The following is a 17,977-nucleotide window of genomic DNA, read 5'->3' on the forward strand; positions in this document are numbered from 1 at the left end:
GCTTGGACGCTGAGCAGTGTGTTAAACATCATGGAGAGACCGCAATGCCCAGCCCACTGCGCCCCGAACGTCGGTTTCCCCTGCACGTTCACATCAGTGTGATGTTCACCTTCCTGCTGTTGCTGACCGGTGTGGTGCTGGGCATTTTCCACTACGGGCAGACCACTCAGATCATTCTTTCCAGCAGCGAAAAGCTCTTCAACCGCATCGAGCAGGATGTCCGCCTGGACCTGCAAGGCACCTATGAACCCATTCGCCATTTGCTAAGCCTGCTGGTGGACTACCCGGTGACTCAGGCCCCGGATCTGGAGCAGCGCCTGGCATTGCTCAAGCCGTTCAGCCAATCGCTCAAAGACAATCCCAATCTGGCATCGTTGTATCTGGGCTACAGCAACGGCGACTTTTTCATGGTTCGGCCCCTGCGAACCACGGCCCTGAAGACAGCCTTGAAGGCGCCGGATACAGCGGCGTATCAAGTCTGGAGCATCGAACACGACGTTAACGGTGGTCAACCCCGTTCTCAATCGTTGTTTTTTGATCAATCCCTGAACCTGCTCGGCCGCCAGGACAATCCCGACGAAACCTTCGATCCGCGCACTCGGGCCTGGTTTTCCAGCGCGCGCGGCGACGAAGGCCAGATCACCACCGAACCCTACATTTTTTTCTCCACCCACAACATCGGCACCACCCTGGCCCGGCGCAGTGGCGAAGACGCAGTGATCGGTGCCGACCTGACGCTGGCCGAATTATCGGCAACCCTGGCCAAGCATGTGGTCACCCCCCATACCGAAATCGTACTGTTCGATGCCCAAGGCAACGCGATTGCCTACCCCGACAGCAGCAAACTGATCGTCGACGACCAGACCGCCCGCCTGATCAAGGCAGCCGACCTGAGCCCCGGTCTCAGTGCCCTGCTCGCCCACCCATCGACCGGCAAGCGCCTGCACGCCGCAGGCCGTCAATGGATCGTGGCGCGTAGCAGCATGCAGGAAGGCGGCCCCCAGGGACTGCAACTGGCGCTGCTGGTGCCCGAGGACGAATTGCTCGTCGATGCCTACCGCATGCGCTGGCAAGGTGCGCTGATTACCCTGACGACGTTGCTGTTGTGCCTGCCGGTGGGATGGCTGATCTCAAGAATCCTGGTCAAGCCACTGCGTGCGCTGGTGCAGGAAGCCGATGCTGTGCGCAGTTTCAATTTCAATTTTCCCGTCGGCCATCGCTCGCCGGTGCTCGAGGTCGACCAACTGAGCGTTTCGATGGCGCGGATGAAGGACACCCTGGGGAGTTTTTTCCAGATTACCGACAGCCTGAGCGCCGAGACCCGTTTCGAGCCCTTGCTGCAACGGGTGCTATTTGAAACCGTGAAGATCGGGCAAGCCCAGGCGGGTCTCATTTACCTGCGCGAGCGTGATAGCGATCGCATGGAGCCCCATGGCCTGGTCATCAACGACACGTCACAGGCATTGCCGTCGTTCGCTGTTGAAGGTCACGACCTTCACGACCCGCGGAGCCCTCAGTGGATGCAGTCGCTGTCGAATGCCGACAATGTCGTGACCAGCCTGGGTTTCGAACAGGCGGGGGATCTGCAAAAAGTCTTGCTCGCGCTGGAATGTCCCCGGGTTCACCTGATCGGCATCCGTTTGCACAATCGACACAACGAAACCGTGGGCTTGCTGATTCTGCTGTTAGCCGACAGCGGCACGCCAAGTGACCTGGACAAACTCCGCCCGGATCGCATTGCGTTTCTCCAGGCTGTTTCCGGCGCGGCGGCCGTGAGCATTGAGAGTCAGCGTCTGCAAGCCAAACAGAAACAGCTGTTGGATTCATTCATTCAATTGCTCGCTGGCGCGATCGATGCCAAAAGCCCTTACACCGGCGGTCATTGCCAGCGAGTCCCGGCACTGACGCTGATGCTCGCCCAGGCTGCCGCTGACAGCCAGGAACCGGCCTTCAGCGGCTATCGACCCACCGAAGACGAATGGGAGGCGCTGCACATTGCAGCCTGGCTGCACGACTGCGGCAAGGTCACCACACCAGAGTACGTGGTGGACAAGGCCACCAAACTGGAAACCCTGAACGACCGCATTCACGAGGTTCGTACCCGTTTCGAAGTGCTCAAGCGCGATGCCTGGATCGCCTATTGGCAGGCCATCGCTTCTGGCGGTGACGAGCAGGCTCTGGCTGAATTGCGCAATGCCACACTGGCGGCGCTCGATGATGATTTCGCCTTTGTCGCCCGTTGCAATCTGGGCGGCGAGGCCATGGCCGAAGCTGATCTGCTACGCCTGCGCAGCATTGCCCAACGGACCTGGACCCGAACCCTGGATAACCGCCTGGGTGTGTCCTGGGAAGAAAATCGTCGCCAGGCACGAACCCCGGCGCCGACCTTGCCTGTCAGTGAGCCCTTGTTGGCGGACAAACCCGAGCACCTGTTCGAACGCGCCGAAAGCGAACTGATTCCGCCGGACAACCCATGGGGTTTCAAACTGGATGTACCGCGTTACAAATACAACCGGGGCGAGCTCTATAACCTGAGCATCACCCGAGGCACGCTGACCCGCGAGGAGCGCTACATCATCAACCACCACATGGTGCAGACGATCCTGATGCTCAGCCACCTGCCCTTCCCTGGCCACCTCCAGAATGTCGCGGAAATAGCCGGCGGCCACCACGAGAAAATGGACGGCACCGGTTATCCCAAACAGTTGAAGCGTGAAGAAATGAGCCTGCCGGCGCGGATGATGGCGATTGCCGATATTTTCGAGGCACTGACCGCCGCCGATCGGCCCTACAAGAAGGCCAAGACCCTGAGCGAAGCGCTGGGCATCATGGCCACCATGTGCCGTGACGCCCATATCGATCCGGAGTTGTTTGGATTGTTCATCAACGCCGGCATCTATAAGCAGTACGCCGAGCGCTTCCTCGACCCGCAGCAAATCGACACGGTCGACCCTTCAAGCCTGCTGCTAAAGGCAGGCTTGAAAGGATGATCAACAATCGGTCAGACGCAGAAAAATCGCCGCCAGCTGCTCGATACCGGCCTGATCTTCAACGGTAAAACGCGCCAGCTTCGGGCTGTCCAGGTCCAGCACACCGATCAGGCGACCGTCCTTGACCAGCGGCACGACGAGTTCGCTATTGGAGGCGCTGTCGCACGCGATGTGCCCGGCAAATGCGTGCACGTCTTCGACACGCTGGGTCTGCAAGGTGGATGCAGCGGTTCCGCATACGCCGCGACCGAACGGAATCCGTACACAAGCGATCTGCCCCTGAAACGGTCCCAGCACCAGCTCATCGTTGCGATTGAGGTAGAAACCGGCCCAGTTCAGGTCGTCGAGCTGGTTGAACAGAAATGCCGAGAACTGCGCTGCGTTGGCGATAAAATCACGCTCATCGGCCAGCAACGACTCCAACTGCGCCCACAACATGCCGTAACCATCCAGGCCTTGGCCGCTCTTCTGTAAATCGATCATGCTTTTTGCTCCAACAACTTCAGCCCGACCCAATAGCGGGCAAATTGATACGCGCAACGTCCGTTGCGATTGCCTCGGCCCGTAGCCCAGCGCACCGCGAGGATGTCCAGTTGTTCGTCACGCTGCCACGCCAGGCCCGCTTTATCGGCCAATTGCCCGATCCAGTGTTCGACGACGTTGAGGAAATGCTCTTGAGTAAATGGATAGAACGACAGCCACAATCCAAAACGGTCCGACAGCGCGATCTTGTCTTCAACCGCCTCGCTGGGATGCAATTCGCCGTCGACCCTTTTCCAGTTTTCGTTATCGCTTTCCTTTTCCGGCACCAGGTGGCGACGGTTGGAGGTGGCGTACAGCAAAACGTTATCCGGCGCCTGTTCAAGCGAGCCGTCGAGCACGCTCTTGAGTACGCGATAGTCGCCCTCGCCCGACTCGAACGACAGGTCATCGCAAAACAACACAAAACGCTGGGGCAACCTGGCAATCTGTTCGACCACTCGCGGCAGATCCGCCAGGTGATCGCGCTCGATCTCGATCAATCGCAAGCCGGCGTGAGCGTGCTCGGCCAGCAAGGCGCGCACCAGCGACGATTTACCGGTGCCGCGCGAGCCCCACAGCAAGGCGTGGTTGGCGGGCATGCCGTCGAGGAATTGCTGGGTATTGCGCCCCAATTGTTCCACTTGGCGGTCGACACCGATCAGGTCGGACAAGCGCGTGTCGAGGCTTACTTGCAGTGGCAACAGAAAACCGCTGCGCCCCTCACGCTGCCAGCGTGCAGCCAGGCAATGCGTCCAGTCGATGGCTTGCCGAGGCGCAGGCAGCAGTGGCTCGATACGGGCCAGAACGGCATCGGCGCGTTCAAGAAAAGCATTCAATCGGGAATCCACGTCTTCTCCTCGGGCACGTTCACAGTGATGATGGCATTACAACGAAGAAACACAGCGTTCGGTCTCCGGCGCATCCCTTGTTATGCAAGGGCTCGCGAGAACATCGGTATCGATGCATGATCGACTATGCTTGAGCAGCGAAGGGAAACGGAAGTGGTTCAACACCCCATGGATATCAAGTTCACCCAGCGGCTGTCATACAAGCAAGCCAGGCTTACTGTGCTTGTCGGATTCATTCTGGGCACGCTGCTCAGCCTGCTGCAAATTGGCATCGATTATGCCAGTGAAGACGCTTCCATCAACCGCGAAATACTGTCTTTGCTGGAAATCAGCCATAACCCGGCATCGCGTATCGCTTACAACATCGACGCTGAACTCGCCCAGGAACTGACCATGGGCCTGCTGCGCTCGCCGGCGATCATCAACGCGAAACTGACCGACAACAACAATACAGTGCTGGCCAGCGTCAAACGCCCGGCCATGCAAAACAATTACCGGATGATCAGCGACTTCCTGTTCGGCGCCAACCGCCAATTTGAAGACCGCCTTTACCTCGACCACTTGCCGAACGAATCATTGGGCACCTTGCAGCTGCAAGTCGATACATACGCCTTTGGCAGCCGCTTCCTGCGCCGCGCCGAAGTGACATTGCTCAACGGTTTCGCCCGCAGCCTGATCCTGACCGGCATTTTGCTCGCATTGTTCTACGTCATGCTGACCAAGCCACTGGTGCGGGTCATCCGTGAACTCAGTGGTCGCGATCCGCGCAGCGCGGAGCCTACTTCACTGGAATGCCCGGCCGGGCACTCCAACGATGAAATTGGCGTCCTGGTCAGTGTGGCCAATCAACAGTTCGAAAACATTGCCACCGAGATTCAGCAACGACGCAACGCGGAAAATCGCCTCACCGATTATTTAGGGCAACTGGAAAACATCGTCTCGGCCCGCACCGCCGAACTCAAGGCGATCAACGCCAGGCTCAGTCAATCCAATGAGGAACTGGAAGTCGCCCGCAGCACCGCGCTGGACATGGCCGAGGCGCGTGCGGCGTTCCTGGCGAACATGAGCCATGAAATCCGCACGCCGCTCAACGGCTTGCTGGGTATGATCGCACTCTCGCTGGACGGCCCGCTCAATGCCGAGCAACAGCAACAGCTGTCCATCGCCCATGACTCGGGCAAAGTGCTGGTGGAACTGCTCAACGATATCCTCGACCTGTCGAAGTTCGATGCCGGCCAGCTCGAACTCGAACACATCCCCTTCGATCTCGGCTCGCTGATCGAAGACACCGCCAACCTGTTGTCGCAGAACGCCGCGCCCAGCGTCGAACTGACATGCCTGATCGATCCGTTTTTTCCGGCGCTGGTTATGGGGGATCCGACCCGGGTCCGGCAGATCGTCAGCAACCTGTTGTCCAACGCCCTCAAGTTCACCCGCTTCGGTCGCGTCGACGTGCGTCTTTCCACGTTCGAGGACGGCGTACGCATTGAAGTCTGCGACACCGGGATCGGGATCGCCCAGGATGCCCAGGTCAAGATTTTCCAGCCCTTTACGCAGGCAGGTGCTGGCATCACCCGTCAGTTCGGCGGCACCGGTCTGGGTCTGGCGCTGACCTACAACCTCTGCGAAGCCATGCAGGGGCGTCTGACCATCAGCTCTGAAGCGGGCTTCGGCAGCCAGTTCTGCGCCGACCTGCCATTGCCCTCACACACCCGGGCCATGCCGCCGGTACCTTTGCCCGGCAAGGTTATCGCGATCACTGCCGCCAGCAGCGGCTTGGCCGAACTGTTGAAAAAACTGTTGCCCGGCTGGGGACTCGACTATCAACAGCGTTCCATTGATGACTCGTTGATCGGTCTGAACTGCGACGTACTGATTACTGACTGCCCCGAATGCCTGTTCCGCCTGCGCCCTACTCTGGATGCCCCGATTCTGCTGGTGACCGCCTACGGCAATTTCATGCCGAGCGAACAAGCGAGCGCCCTGGCGCCCTTGCAACAGCAGGCGCGCCCTCTGGCGCGCAATGCGCTTTACCAGACATTGCGGCGAATTTTGCAGCCGGAAACCAACCTGATCAACGGCGCCCGGGTCGCAGCACTCACCGCCCTGAAACGCGGGCGCGTCCTGTTGGTAGAAGACAACCCGGTCAATCAACTGGTGGCGAAGGGCATGCTTGGAAAGCTCGGTTGCGAGGTGGTCGTCGCCGCTCATGGCGCTGAAGCGCTGGATCAGCTCGAGCAAAGTGAATTCGACCTGGTGTTGATGGACTGCAACATGCCGGTAATGGACGGCTATGAAGCCAGTCGGCAGATCCGTCGCAGCGGGCGCTGGCCAGAATTACCCATTGTCGCCCTGACTGCCAACGCCATGTCCGAGGAACGCGAACGCTGCCGCGCAGCGGGCATGAGCGACTACCTGGCCAAGCCCTTCCGCCGGGAAGAGTTGGCCACCCTGCTCGACTTGTGGATACCGACTACGACAGTGCTTTGATTTGCCCCAACAGGTGATCCAGGCCCTCGCGCAAATCGCTCAGGCGATCCAGATCCACGCCGCTGTCACACAACAGGCGAGCCTTGAGCGGCCCGACCTGATCGCGCAATGCCTTGCCGGCTGGTGACAGGCTCAAGTGCACTTCGCGCTCATCGCGCGCCGAACGCTGGCGCTGCACCAGTTGCAGCTGCTCAAGGCGCTTGAGCAGCGGCGTCAGGGTGCCGGAGTCCAGCGCCAGACGCTCACCCAGCGCCTTGACCGTCGGCTGTTCTGGAGCCGCTTCCTGCCATTCCCACAACACCAGCATCGCCAGGTACTGCGGGTAGGTCAGGCCGAGTTGATCGAGCATCGGCTTGTAGGCACGGATCACCGCCCGCGACGCGGCGTACAGCTTGAAACACAGCTGACTGTCGAGCTTGAGCGAATCGACTGACAACGTGTTCATTTGAGCAGGGCTTCGATCTCGCGGCTCAGGTCCTGCGGCTTGGTCGCGGGAGCGAAGCGCTTGACCAGCTGACCGTCCTTGCCGATCAGGAACTTGGTGAAGTTCCACTTGATGCCCTGGGAACCGAGTACGCCCGGGGCGCGCTTTTTCAGCTGCACAAAAAGCGGGTGAGCCCCGGCGCCGTTGACTTCGATCTTTTTGAACAACGGGAAACTGACACCGAAATTCAGCTCGCAGAACTCGGAGATCGCCCCTTCATTGCCCGGCTCCTGCTTGCCGAACTGATTGCACGGAAAGCCTAGGACCACCAGACCTTGATCCTTATAGGTCTGCCACAACTCTTCAAGGCCTTTGTACTGCGGGGTGAATCCGCATTTGCTGGCGGTGTTGACCACCAGCACGGCCTTGCCGGCGTAATCGGCCAGGGTCTTTTGCTCACCCGTGATAGTGGTGCAAGGGATGCTCAGCAGATTGTCGCTCATGGTCCGGACTCTGAATGAGGGAAGATGGGCTAAACATAGCGAGCAATTGAATTGTGTGCAATTTAATAATCCGATGAGCGATCAATGGATCGCTCCCGAATTCTTACTCGCGCGGCACCAGGTCCAGGCACACCGAGTTGATGCAATAACGCAGGCCGGTCGGCGGCGGGCCGTCCGGAAACACGTGGCCCAGGTGTGCATCACATTTGGCGCAGACCACTTCCGTGCGGATCATGCCGTGGCTGACGTCACGGATCTCGACCATCGCACTGTCACCGATCGGCGCGTAAAAGCTCGGCCAGCCGCAGCCGGAGTCGAACTTCGTCTTGGAGTCGAACAACGGCTCATTGCAGCAGATGCAGTGGTACACACCGTCGGTCTTGGTGTCGTTGTATTTACCGGAGAACGGACGTTCGGTGCCCTTGAGGCGGCAAACGTTGTATTGCTCCGGATCGAGCATTGCCTTCCATTCTTCCAGGGTTTTATCCAACTTTTCCATCGTCACACCTCAGCAGCTGAAAAAGCCCGATCTGTATCTTTTCCACGGATCAGGCGGCACGTATGATTGCGCCTCGTCAAACGCCAGTCTGGCAGCCACGCCACGCGCATTCAAACGGATTATGAATGCCGCGACTCAAGGCGTCAGACCTGTGTGAAGACGCAGGATTCCCAGCACGGTCGTTCATACGACGCCTGGATCGTTCATTTTCGGGAACACATCGCCATGCAGGTCAGCAAATCGAACAAGCTCGCCAACGTCTGCTACGACATTCGCGGCCCAGTGCTCAAGCACGCCAAACGCCTGGAAGAGGAAGGCCATCGCATCCTCAAGCTGAACATCGGCAACCCGGCGCCTTTTGGTTTCGAAGCGCCGGATGAAATCCTTCAGGACGTGATCCGCAATCTGCCGACCGCCCAGGGCTACAGCGATTCGAAGGGCCTGTTCAGCGCGCGCAAAGCCGTCATGCAGTATTACCAGCAAAAACAGGTCGAAGGTGTCGGCATTGAAGACATCTACCTGGGCAACGGCGTTTCCGAGCTGATCGTGATGTCGATGCAGGCATTGCTGAACAATGGCGACGAAGTACTCGTGCCGGCCCCGGACTACCCGCTGTGGACCGCCGCTGTCAGCCTGTCCGGCGGCAACCCGGTGCATTACCTGTGCGACGAGCAGGCCAACTGGTGGCCGGACCTGGCTGACATCAAGGCCAAAATCACCCCGAACACCAAGGCGCTGGTGATCATCAACCCGAACAACCCGACCGGCGCGGTGTACTCCAGGGAAGTCCTGCTGGGCATGCTCGAACTGGCGCGCCAGCACAACCTGGTGGTTTTTTCCGACGAAATCTACGACAAGATCCTGTACGACGACGCCGTGCACATCTGCACCGCGTCCCTGGCGCCGGACCTGTTGTGCCTGACCTTCAACGGCCTGTCCAAGTCCTATCGCGTCGCCGGATTCCGTTCCGGCTGGATCGCCATTTCCGGTCCGAAACACCACGCCCAGAGCTACATTGAGGGCATCGACATGCTGGCCAACATGCGCCTGTGTGCCAACGTGCCGAGCCAACACGCGATCCAGACCGCCCTGGGCGGTTACCAAAGCATCAACGACCTGGTGCTGCCGCAAGGTCGCCTGCTGGAACAACGCAATCGTACCTGGGAACTGCTCAACGATATTCCGGGCGTGAGCTGCGTCAAGCCGATGGGTGCGTTGTATGCGTTCCCGCGGATCGACCCGAAAGTCTGCCCGATCCACAACGATGAAAAATTCGTGCTCGACCTGCTGCTCTCCGAGAAGCTGCTGGTGGTACAAGGCACGGCGTTCAACTGGCCTTGGCCGGACCACTTCCGCGTCGTGACCCTGCCGCGGGTCGATGATCTGGACATGGCCATCGGCCGGATCGGCAACTTCCTCAAAACCTATCGCCAGTAAGCGGACTGTTACCGTGCGGCGCCTACGAATGTCGCACGGTGATTGATTCAGCAACATATCTCTGCGTCCCGCCTGACATCACCGCCGCCAACGCTGGCTCTTGCCACGTTGCGTGGCCGCGCCTAACAACGACGGGGGCCGGGACGCGAATCGGCTGACAAACACATCGCGCATCAACCTCGGAAATGCCCTGCATGCAGCTAGACTGTTGCCGTAGGACACAGTTTGAAATAGTCACCCGGTTGAATAGCCCGGTGCAGCACCTTATATACCCCGCAGTACGCTACATCTTTAGCATGAGGAGATTTCTACAACCATGATGCGCATCCTGCTGTTTTTGGCCACTAACCTGGCGGTCGTGCTGATTGCCAGCATCACCCTGAGCCTTTTCGGCTTCAACGGGTTCATGGCGGCCAACGGGGTTGATCTCAACCTCAATCAGCTGCTGATTTTCTGTGCGGTCTTTGGTTTCGCAGGCTCGTTGTTCTCGCTGTTCATCTCCAAGTGGATGGCGAAGATGAGCACCAGCACCCAAATCATCAGCCAGCCACGCACCCGTCATGAACAATGGCTGCTGCAGACCGTCGAGCAACTGTCCCGCGAAGCCGGGATCAAGATGCCCGAAGTCGGGATTTTCCCGGCGTACGAGGCGAACGCGTTCGCCACGGGCTGGAACAAGAACGACGCACTGGTCGCGGTCAGCCAGGGCTTGCTCGAGCGATTCTCGCCGGATGAAGTGAAGGCGGTTCTGGCCCACGAAATCGGCCACGTGGCCAATGGCGACATGGTGACCCTGGCATTGATCCAGGGCGTGGTGAACACCTTCGTGATGTTCTTCGCCCGGATCATCGGCAACTTCGTCGACAAGGTGATCTTCAAGAACGAAGAAGGCCAGGGCATCGCTTATTACGTGGCGACCATCTTCGCCGAACTGGTCCTGGGCATTCTGGCCAGCTCGATCGTCATGTGGTTCTCGCGCAAACGTGAATTCCGTGCTGACGAAGCCGGCGCACGGCTGGCCGGTACCGGCGCAATGATCGGCGCCCTGCAGCGCCTGCGGGCCGAACAAGGTCTGCCGGTGCACATGCCGGACACCTTGAACGCCTTTGGCATCAATGGTGGCATCAAGCAAGGGTTCGCCCGCATGTTCATGAGCCACCCGCCGCTGGAAGAGCGTATTGACGCGTTGCGTCGTCGGGGCTGATCGGTTCCGCACCAATAGAAAAGGCCCGCAGCGATGCGGGCCTTTTTTTGTCTGCTGATGAGTGTGGTGCTCTTCTGGGCGCCTTCGCGAGCAAGCCCGCTCCCACAGTTGACCGAGTCGTTTAAACGGGCACGGTCTAATGGGGCTTGCGAGCGAAGGGGCTACAACCTATCAGCTGGCAACCCGATACACCCGTTCTTCCAGCCGCGTCAGGCCGTTCTCGATGAACTTCCCGTTCTCGCTCAACACGTCCTGATCCTCGAGAATCTTCAACGTCCACGATGAGCCGAACAGCCGCTGCACTTCGTTATCCAGCACGGCAAATGGCGGCCCTTCCATTTGTGCCTGGTCGTAATCCAGGGTAATCAACAGACCCAGGGAGTCCTTCGGCACGATCCGCTTCAGATGTTCGGCGTATTGCTCACGCATCTTCGGCGGCAAGGCGATCAGCGCAGCGCGGTCGTACAGCGCGCTGCAATCGGCAACATCGCCAGCCGTCAGCGCGAAGAAATCACCACACCAGATTTCGATCGAGCCTGCGCGATAGACCGTGAAAGGGCCTTGGTCGCTGACATCCGGGTCAAATTGATGCTCGTGGAAAAAGTCTTCCACCGCTTTTTCCGACAACTCGACCCCCAGCACCTCGTGACCGCATTTCGCCAGCCACAGCAGGTCCAGGCTTTTGCCACACAAAGGCACCAGTACGCGCGAGCCCTCTTCCAGGTCCAGCTGCGGCCAGTACCGTTGCAGATATGGATTCACTTGCGGCAGGTGAAAGCCGATCTGATTCGACGTCCACCGCTTGTGCCAAAACTCCGGCTGCATAATTAATCCCGAAAATTCGATCAAAAGACTCTAAAACTTATATTAGATTTAGATCAATGATCTGACTGAAGATGGTGCCATCTTACCCCTCAGGAGCTCTTTCATGTTCCCCAGCCTGTACATATCCCATGGCTCGCCGATGTTGGCACTGGAACCGGGTGCCAGCGGCCCGGCTCTCGCGCGTCTGGCTGCACAAATGCCCAAGCCCAGGGCCATCGTGATTGTATCCGCGCACTGGGAAAGCAACGAGCTGCTGGTCGGCGGTAACCCGCAGCCCGACACCTGGCATGACTTCGGTGGTTTCCCCAAGGCCTTGTTCGAGGTGCAATACCCCGCGCCCGGTGATCCGCAACTGGCGGCAGAGGTTGTCGAGTTATTGAAGGCCGCTGAATTGCCGGCGCGCATCGACGCCAAGCGGCCGTTCGATCACGGCGTCTGGGTGCCGCTGTCATTGATGTACCCGCAGGCCGACATTCCGGTGGTGCAAGTGTCGCTGCCAACCCGTGGCGGTCCGGCCCTGCAAACCCGTGTCGGTCATGCGCTGGCAAGCCTGCGCGAACACGGCGTGCTATTGATCGGCTCCGGCAGCATCACCCATAACCTGCGCGAACTGGACTGGCATGCCGGCCCGGAAAGCGTGGAGCCTTGGGCGAAGTCCTTTCGTGACTGGATGATTGAAAAACTCGCGGCCAACGATGATGCCGCGCTGCACGATTATCGTCAGCAGGCACCGAACGCGGCGCGCAATCATCCCAGCGATGAGCATTTACTGCCGTTGTACTTTGCCCGGGGTGCCGGCGGAGCGTTCAAAATTGCCCATCAAGGATTCACCATGGGAGCGTTGGGCATGGACATTTACCGGTTTGGATAACCTGTAAACCGATTCACGCCCTACACGAGCAGGCATAAATCGCAGGCAAAAAAAATCCCCGAACCAGTCGGGGATTTTTTATGTGCGATCAATCAGCCCGAGAGCGGATCAATCTTCGCGATAGCGACGCAGCTTCAACTGCTTACCAGCAACGCGAGTGTCCTTCAGCTTGGTCAGCAGACGCTCCAGACCATCTTCAGGCAGCTCGACGAGGCTGAAGCTGTCACGCACCTGGATGCGACCGATCGCTTCACGCGCCAGGCCACCCTCGTTGAGGATAGCGCCCAGCAGGTTCTTGGCGGCGATACCATCACGCGCACCCAGCGCGGTACGGCAACGAGCACGACCTTCGGCCAATGGAACCGGAGCACGACGCTCACGATCACCACGGTCCGGACGATCACCGGTACGCTCTGGACGATCGCCACGCGGTGCGTTGTTTGGCACCAGTGGACGTTCTTTCTCGATTGCAGCCAGGGTCAACGCCTGAGCGTTGGTTGCCTTGCGCAACAGAGCAGCGGCCAGTGCACGCGGGGTGCAACCGATGTCGGCAGTCAGGCGATCCAGCAGTTCACCGTGAGTCGATTCGGCATCAGCGACTAGTGGCGACAGGCTGTTGGTCAACTTCTTGATGCGAGCATCGAGAACAGCCTGGGCATCCGGCAGGCGAACTTCGGCAACCTTTTGACCGGTTACACGCTCGATCACTTGCAGCATGCGGCGCTCACGTGGAGTCACCAGCAACAGCGCACGACCTTCGCGACCGGCACGGCCAGTACGGCCGATACGGTGAACGTAGGATTCCGGGTCGTAAGGCATATCCACGTTGAACACGTGAGTGATACGCGGAACGTCCAGGCCACGAGCAGCAACGTCGGTCGCCACAACGATGTCCAGACGGCCATCCTTGAGGGATTCGATTACGCGCTCACGTTGGTTCTGGGCAATGTCACCGTTCAGCGCAGCGGCTTTGTAGCCTTTGGCTTCCAGGGCACTGGCCAGGTCCAGGGTCGCTTGCTTGGTGCGCACGAACATGATCAGGGCGTCGAAGTCTTCCACTTCCAGCAGGCTCAATACAGCCGAGGTCTTCTGGTCAGCGTGAACCAACAGGTGAGCCTGTTCGATCGCGGTAACGGTCTGAGTCTTGGTCTGGATCTTCACGTGTTGCGGATCGCGCAGATGGCGTTCGGCAATGGCACGGATAGACTGCGGCAAGGTGGCCGAGAACAATACGGTCTGACGGGTTGGAGGCAGAGCCTTGAAGATGACTTCGAGGTCGTCCATGAAACCCAGTTTGAGCATTTCGTCCGCTTCGTCCAGAACCAGGTGGTTCACGGTCGACAGGACTTTTTCGTCGCGACGCAGGTGGTCGCACAGACGGCCCGGAGTGGCGACAACGATCTGTGCGCCATTACGGATTGCTTTCAGTTGTGGGCCCATCGGGGCGCCGCCGTAAACGGCCACAACGGTAACGCCCGGCATTTGCTTGGCGTAGGTTTCGAAAGCGGTTGCTACTTGCAGCGCCAACTCACGGGTTGGCGCCAGGATCAGGGCTTGCGGCTCGCGCTTTGCAGGATCGATGCGATGCAGGATCGGCAGGGCGAACGCGGCGGTTTTACCCGTACCGGTTTGCGCCTGACCAATCATGTCGTGACCGGCCATGATGATCGGGATCGATTGCTGCTGAATAGCCGAAGGCTCTTCGTAGCCGGTCGCGATGACGGCTGCAAGGATATTCGGATTAAGATTAAAAGCGGCGAAGCCGCCGGTTTCCTGGGTCATGGGTCTGCCTCTAAGTGCATCCGCAAAGACCCATGCTCCAAAGCTGCGCATGCCGTGTAAGACTCAAGAGTCGCCCTGGCTGCTTTGTCGGCGGGGATTTGCGAAAACGAATGAATGAAAAAGATTCGTTAAGGGAGAGTCCGCTGTGCGGACGTGCAGCCGAAGCTGACTTCGGGGAATTGCGCTACCTAAACGCGGCCCGGTTAAAGGCCGGCGCGCACTATACCGGAATTCGCCCAAAAAGGGAGCATTATTTGTCGGAAAACTGACGGATTCACCGTTGTGTCACAGGCTTTGCAGATATTTGTGCAACGGTCTATTTTTCAAAGGCCCGGCCCCGCTGACGATGACGCTAAAACGGTTCACCCTTGCGATGCAGACCTTCGGTCTGACCTCTCCTTTGCGCCCCGAGGAAAAGCTTCATGAATCAGTCCGGCTCCAGCCGTGTAACCCGCGAGCGACACGGTCATGTCCTGATGATCGGCCTGGATCGGGTGGCCAAGCGCAATGCGTTCGACCTCGACCTGCTTAATGAACTGAGCCTGGCCTATGGCGAGTTCGAGGCCGACAGTGAGGCGCGTGTGGCCGTGGTATTCGGTCATGGCGAGCATTTCACCGCCGGGCTCGACCTGGTCAGCGCCAGCGCGGCCCTGGCCGAAGGCTGGCAGGCGCCGCCCGGAGGTTGCGATCCATGGGGCGTGTTTGCCGGGCCCAGGGTCAGCAAACCGGTGATTGTCGCCGCCCAAGGCTACTGCCTGACCATCGGTATCGAGCTGATGCTGGCCGCCGATATCAATCTCTGCGCCAGTAACACCCGTTTTGCCCAGAAAGAAGTGCAGCGCGGGATCTTTCCCTTTGGCGGTGCCACCTTGCGCTTGCATCAAGTCGCCGGCTGGGGCAATGCCATGCGCTGGCTGCTGACCGGCGATGAATTCGACGCCCATGACGCGCTGCACCTGGGGTTGGTGCAGGAAGTCATGGCCAGCGAGGATCTGCTGCCGCGGGCGATTGAATTGGCTGAACGCATTGCCCGGCAGGCGCCGCTGGGGGTCCAGGCGACGTTGATGTCTGCGCGCCAGGCTCGTTATGAAGGGGAAACCGTGGCGGCACAGGCGTTACCGCCGCTGGTGAAGAAGCTGTTGGCGAGCGAGGATGCCAAGGAAGGTGTGCGGTCGATGATCGAAAAACGGCCCGGGGTCTTTAAAGGGATTTGAGGGATGTGTTGGCTATGAGGCCCCCTTCGCGGGCAAGCCCGCTCCCACAGGTTTTGTAATCGATGCAAATAACTGTGGGAGCGGGCTTGCCCGCGAAGGGCCTTCACAGACACCCAATCATGTCGCCGGGCGAATCGCCTTGATCAACGACTGCAACGAATAGCCCAACCGCGGCGCCAACCCTTCAGCCCGGGCAATCAGCCCATTCATGTCCAGCTCCTGGTCCAGCTCCGAAGGCACCAGCAGAATCACGTTGCCCTCCTTCACCGGCAACTCCCAGTAATGGCGGTGATAGAGCCCGCGCAACAGCGCCGCGCCTAACGGTTTGCCGTCATCCGTGGCCCATTGATTGATCACCAGCCAGCCACCCGGATTCAGGCGTTTCTGACAGTTTTCCAGAAAACCCCACGCCAGATGCCCGACACCCGGGCCGACATCGGTGTAAAGGTCGACAAAGATCAGGTCCGCCGGCTCTGCCGTCTCCAGCAGCTCCAGCGCATCGCCGACGCGAATGTAAAGACGCGGATCGTCATCCAGCCCAAGGTATTCGATGGCCAGACGCGGCACATCCGGGCGCAACTCGATGGCTTCAACGTCTTCGAGCGGCAGAAACTTGAGGCACGCCTGAGTCAGCGTGCCGGCCCCGAGCCCCAGAAACAAAGCACTTTCCGGGTGTTCATGACACAGCGCGCCAATCAGCATTGCCCGCGTGTAATCGTATTCGAGCCAGCTTGGATCGGCGGTGAATACGCAGCTCTGCTCGATGGCATCACCGAACTCCAGAAACCGGTAATCGGCCACTTCCAGCACGCGAATCACGCCGAACTCATCCTGTACCTCGGCGAGCAGATGCTCGACGCGCTCCTCAGTCATTTCGTCTCCTGATCGTTACCGGCCCGGCAACGCGATAAACCGCAACATGAAGCGGCAAAGGCGCGATTGTCCGCGAAGCGACCGGAACAGGTCACGCACTAATTTGCTGATAACATGGAGGTCCGAGCGGAAAAACCTAGAGAACATGATGAGCCAACCCTGGAGTCCTGACAGCTGGCGCGCCCTGCCGATCCAGCAACAACCCCACTACCCTGACGCCGCACATCTGCAGCAGGTCGAGCAAACCCTGGCCAGTTATCCGCCGCTGGTGTTTGCCGGTGAGGCTCGGGAGTTGCGCCGTCAGTTTGCCGAAGTGACCCAAGGCCGCGCGTTTCTGCTGCAAGGTGGCGACTGCGCCGAGAGCTTCGCCGAGTTTTCCGCCGCGAAAATTCGCGACACCTTCAAAGTGCTGCTGCAAATGGCGATCGTCATGACCTTCGCCGCCGGTTGTCCGGTGGTCAAGGTCGGGCGCATGGCCGGTCAGTTCGCCAAGCCGCGTTCGTCCAACGACGAAACCATCGATGGCGTCACCCTGCCCGCCTACCGTGGCGACATCGTCAACGGCATCGGTTTCGACGAAAAGAGCCGCGTGCCGGACCCGGAACGTCTGCTGCAGTCTTATCACCAGTCCACCGCGACCCTGAACCTGCTGCGCGCTTTCGCCCAGGGCGGGTTTGCCGATCTGCATCAGGTGCACAAGTGGAACCTGGACTTCATCGCCAACTCGGCCCTGGCTGAAAAATACAGCCACCTGGCCGATCGCATCGATGAAACCCTGGCCTTCATGCGCGCTTGCGGCATGGACAGTTCGCCACAATTGCGCGAGACCAGTTTCTTCACTGCCCACGAAGCCTTGCTGCTGAACTACGAAGAAGCCTTCGTGCGCCGCGACAGCCTGACCAACGATTATTACGATTGCTCGGCGCACATGCTGTGGATCGGCGACCGCACTCGCCAGCTCGACGGTGCCCACGTCGAATTCCTGCGTGGGGTGAACAACCCGATCGGGGTCAAGGTCGGCCCGAGCATGAACCCTGATGACCTGATTCGCCTGATCGACGTGCTCAACCCGGACAACGATCCAGGTCGCTTGAACCTGATCGCGCGGATGGGTGCGAACAAGGTTGGCGATCACTTGCCGCAACTGATCCGCGCCGTACAGCGTGAAGGCAAGCAGGTGCTTTGGAGTTCGGACCCGATGCACGGCAATACCATCAAGGCCAGCAGCGGCTACAAGACCCGCGACTTCGCGCAGATCCTCGGCGAGGTGAAACAGTTCTTCCAGGTTCATCAAGCGGAAGGCAGTTATGCCGGCGGTATCCACATCGAGATGACCGGGCAGAACGTGACCGAATGCATTGGTGGCGCGCGGCCGATTACTGAAGACGGGTTGTCGGACCGGTATCACACTCATTGTGATCCGCGGATGAATGCCGATCAGTCGCTGGAGTTGGCGTTTCTTATTGCCGAGACCTTGAAGCAGGTTCGACGCTAA

Annotated in this window: 15 protein-coding genes; 7 read left to right on the forward strand and 8 right to left on the reverse strand. The window is 59.4% G+C overall.

Going from position 1 to position 17,977, the window contains the following annotated elements; all coding sequences use genetic code 11:
- Window positions 1-44: 44 nt before the first annotated feature.
- Window positions 45-2,990: an HD domain-containing phosphohydrolase gene (locus tag HNR03_RS07885; RefSeq protein WP_259152205.1), complete on the forward strand. Its 2,946-nt coding sequence runs from the start codon at window positions 45-47 to the stop codon at window positions 2,988-2,990.
- On the opposite strand, the gene HNR03_RS07890 is transcribed toward HNR03_RS07885, so the two are convergent.
- Window positions 2,991-3,473, reverse strand: a complete 483-nt coding sequence (locus HNR03_RS07890) for a GAF domain-containing protein (RefSeq protein ID WP_090186394.1) — start codon at window positions 3,471-3,473, stop codon at window positions 2,991-2,993.
- Window positions 3,470-4,360: an ATP-binding protein gene (locus tag HNR03_RS07895; RefSeq protein WP_222587856.1), complete on the reverse strand. Its 891-nt coding sequence runs from the start codon at window positions 4,358-4,360 to the stop codon at window positions 3,470-3,472. Before HNR03_RS07895 ends, HNR03_RS07890 begins: the two co-directional genes overlap by 4 nt.
- A gap of 168 nt (window positions 4,361-4,528) precedes the next feature.
- Here HNR03_RS07895 and HNR03_RS07900 point away from each other — a divergent pair, with 168 nt between their 5' ends.
- The gene (locus HNR03_RS07900; protein WP_259152217.1) at window positions 4,529-6,850 is read left to right on the forward strand and encodes a response regulator; all 2,322 of its coding nucleotides are present in this window, start codon (window positions 4,529-4,531) and stop codon (window positions 6,848-6,850) included.
- On the opposite strand, the gene HNR03_RS07905 is transcribed toward HNR03_RS07900, so the two are convergent.
- The 3 genes from HNR03_RS07905 to msrB all read right to left on the reverse strand — a co-directional run bounded on the left by HNR03_RS07905 (window position 6,834) and on the right by msrB (window position 8,276).
- Complete coding sequence (locus HNR03_RS07905; RefSeq protein ID WP_222587858.1) at window positions 6,834-7,295, reverse strand: MarR family winged helix-turn-helix transcriptional regulator; 462 nt, start codon at window positions 7,293-7,295, stop codon at window positions 6,834-6,836. The genes HNR03_RS07900 and HNR03_RS07905 overlap by 17 nt on opposite strands.
- Entirely contained in the window at window positions 7,292-7,777 is a 486-nt protein-coding gene (locus HNR03_RS07910) for a glutathione peroxidase (protein WP_090186405.1), read from the reverse strand. The genes HNR03_RS07905 and HNR03_RS07910 overlap by 4 nt, the downstream gene beginning before the upstream one ends.
- Window positions 7,778-7,880: 103 nt before the next feature.
- Entirely contained in the window at window positions 7,881-8,276 is a 396-nt protein-coding gene (gene msrB, locus HNR03_RS07915) for a peptide-methionine (R)-S-oxide reductase MsrB (RefSeq protein ID WP_010461282.1), read from the reverse strand.
- 225 nt (window positions 8,277-8,501) lie between these two features.
- Between msrB and HNR03_RS07920 the strand changes: the two genes are divergently transcribed.
- Both HNR03_RS07920 and htpX read left to right on the forward strand, forming a co-directional pair.
- A complete protein-coding gene (locus HNR03_RS07920) occupies window positions 8,502-9,713 on the forward strand; it encodes a pyridoxal phosphate-dependent aminotransferase (protein ID WP_222590496.1) in 1,212 nt (403 codons plus the stop codon).
- 316 nt (window positions 9,714-10,029) lie between these two features.
- The gene (gene htpX / locus HNR03_RS07925) at window positions 10,030-10,917 is read left to right on the forward strand and encodes a protease HtpX (protein WP_123409452.1); all 888 of its coding nucleotides are present in this window, start codon (window positions 10,030-10,032) and stop codon (window positions 10,915-10,917) included.
- Window positions 10,918-11,088: 171 nt separating this feature from the next.
- Here htpX and HNR03_RS07930 read toward each other — a convergent pair whose 3' ends face one another.
- Window positions 11,089-11,742: a thiopurine S-methyltransferase gene (locus HNR03_RS07930; protein ID WP_259152245.1), complete on the reverse strand. Its 654-nt coding sequence runs from the start codon at window positions 11,740-11,742 to the stop codon at window positions 11,089-11,091.
- A gap of 103 nt (window positions 11,743-11,845) precedes the next feature.
- Here HNR03_RS07930 and HNR03_RS07935 point away from each other — a divergent pair, with 103 nt between their 5' ends.
- Complete coding sequence (locus HNR03_RS07935) at window positions 11,846-12,613, forward strand: class III extradiol ring-cleavage dioxygenase (RefSeq protein WP_259152247.1); 768 nt, start codon at window positions 11,846-11,848, stop codon at window positions 12,611-12,613.
- A gap of 108 nt (window positions 12,614-12,721) precedes the next feature.
- On the opposite strand, the gene HNR03_RS07940 is transcribed toward HNR03_RS07935, so the two are convergent.
- On the reverse strand, window positions 12,722-14,395 hold the full coding sequence (locus HNR03_RS07940; RefSeq protein WP_059403638.1) for a DEAD/DEAH box helicase: 1,674 nt from the start codon (window positions 14,393-14,395) through the stop codon (window positions 12,722-12,724).
- A gap of 422 nt (window positions 14,396-14,817) precedes the next feature.
- On the opposite strand from HNR03_RS07940, the gene HNR03_RS07945 reads away from it, so the two are divergent.
- The gene (locus HNR03_RS07945) at window positions 14,818-15,609 is read left to right on the forward strand and encodes a crotonase/enoyl-CoA hydratase family protein (RefSeq protein WP_259152253.1); all 792 of its coding nucleotides are present in this window, start codon (window positions 14,818-14,820) and stop codon (window positions 15,607-15,609) included.
- 117 nt (window positions 15,610-15,726) lie between these two features.
- Here the strand turns inward: HNR03_RS07945 and HNR03_RS07950 are convergent, their stop codons facing one another.
- Window positions 15,727-16,482 carry a spermidine synthase gene (locus HNR03_RS07950; protein WP_259152254.1) on the reverse strand — a complete coding sequence of 252 codons (756 nt, stop codon included), beginning with the start codon at window positions 16,480-16,482 and terminating at the stop codon, window positions 15,727-15,729.
- Window positions 16,483-16,630: 148 nt separating this feature from the next.
- Between HNR03_RS07950 and HNR03_RS07955 the strand changes: the two genes are divergently transcribed.
- Window positions 16,631-17,977, forward strand: coding sequence for a class II 3-deoxy-7-phosphoheptulonate synthase (locus HNR03_RS07955; protein ID WP_222587864.1), 1,347 nt, complete (start codon window positions 16,631-16,633; stop codon window positions 17,975-17,977).

The organism is Pseudomonas sp. JAI111, assembly GCF_024809425.1.
Classification (GTDB): domain Bacteria; phylum Pseudomonadota; class Gammaproteobacteria; order Pseudomonadales; family Pseudomonadaceae; genus Aquipseudomonas.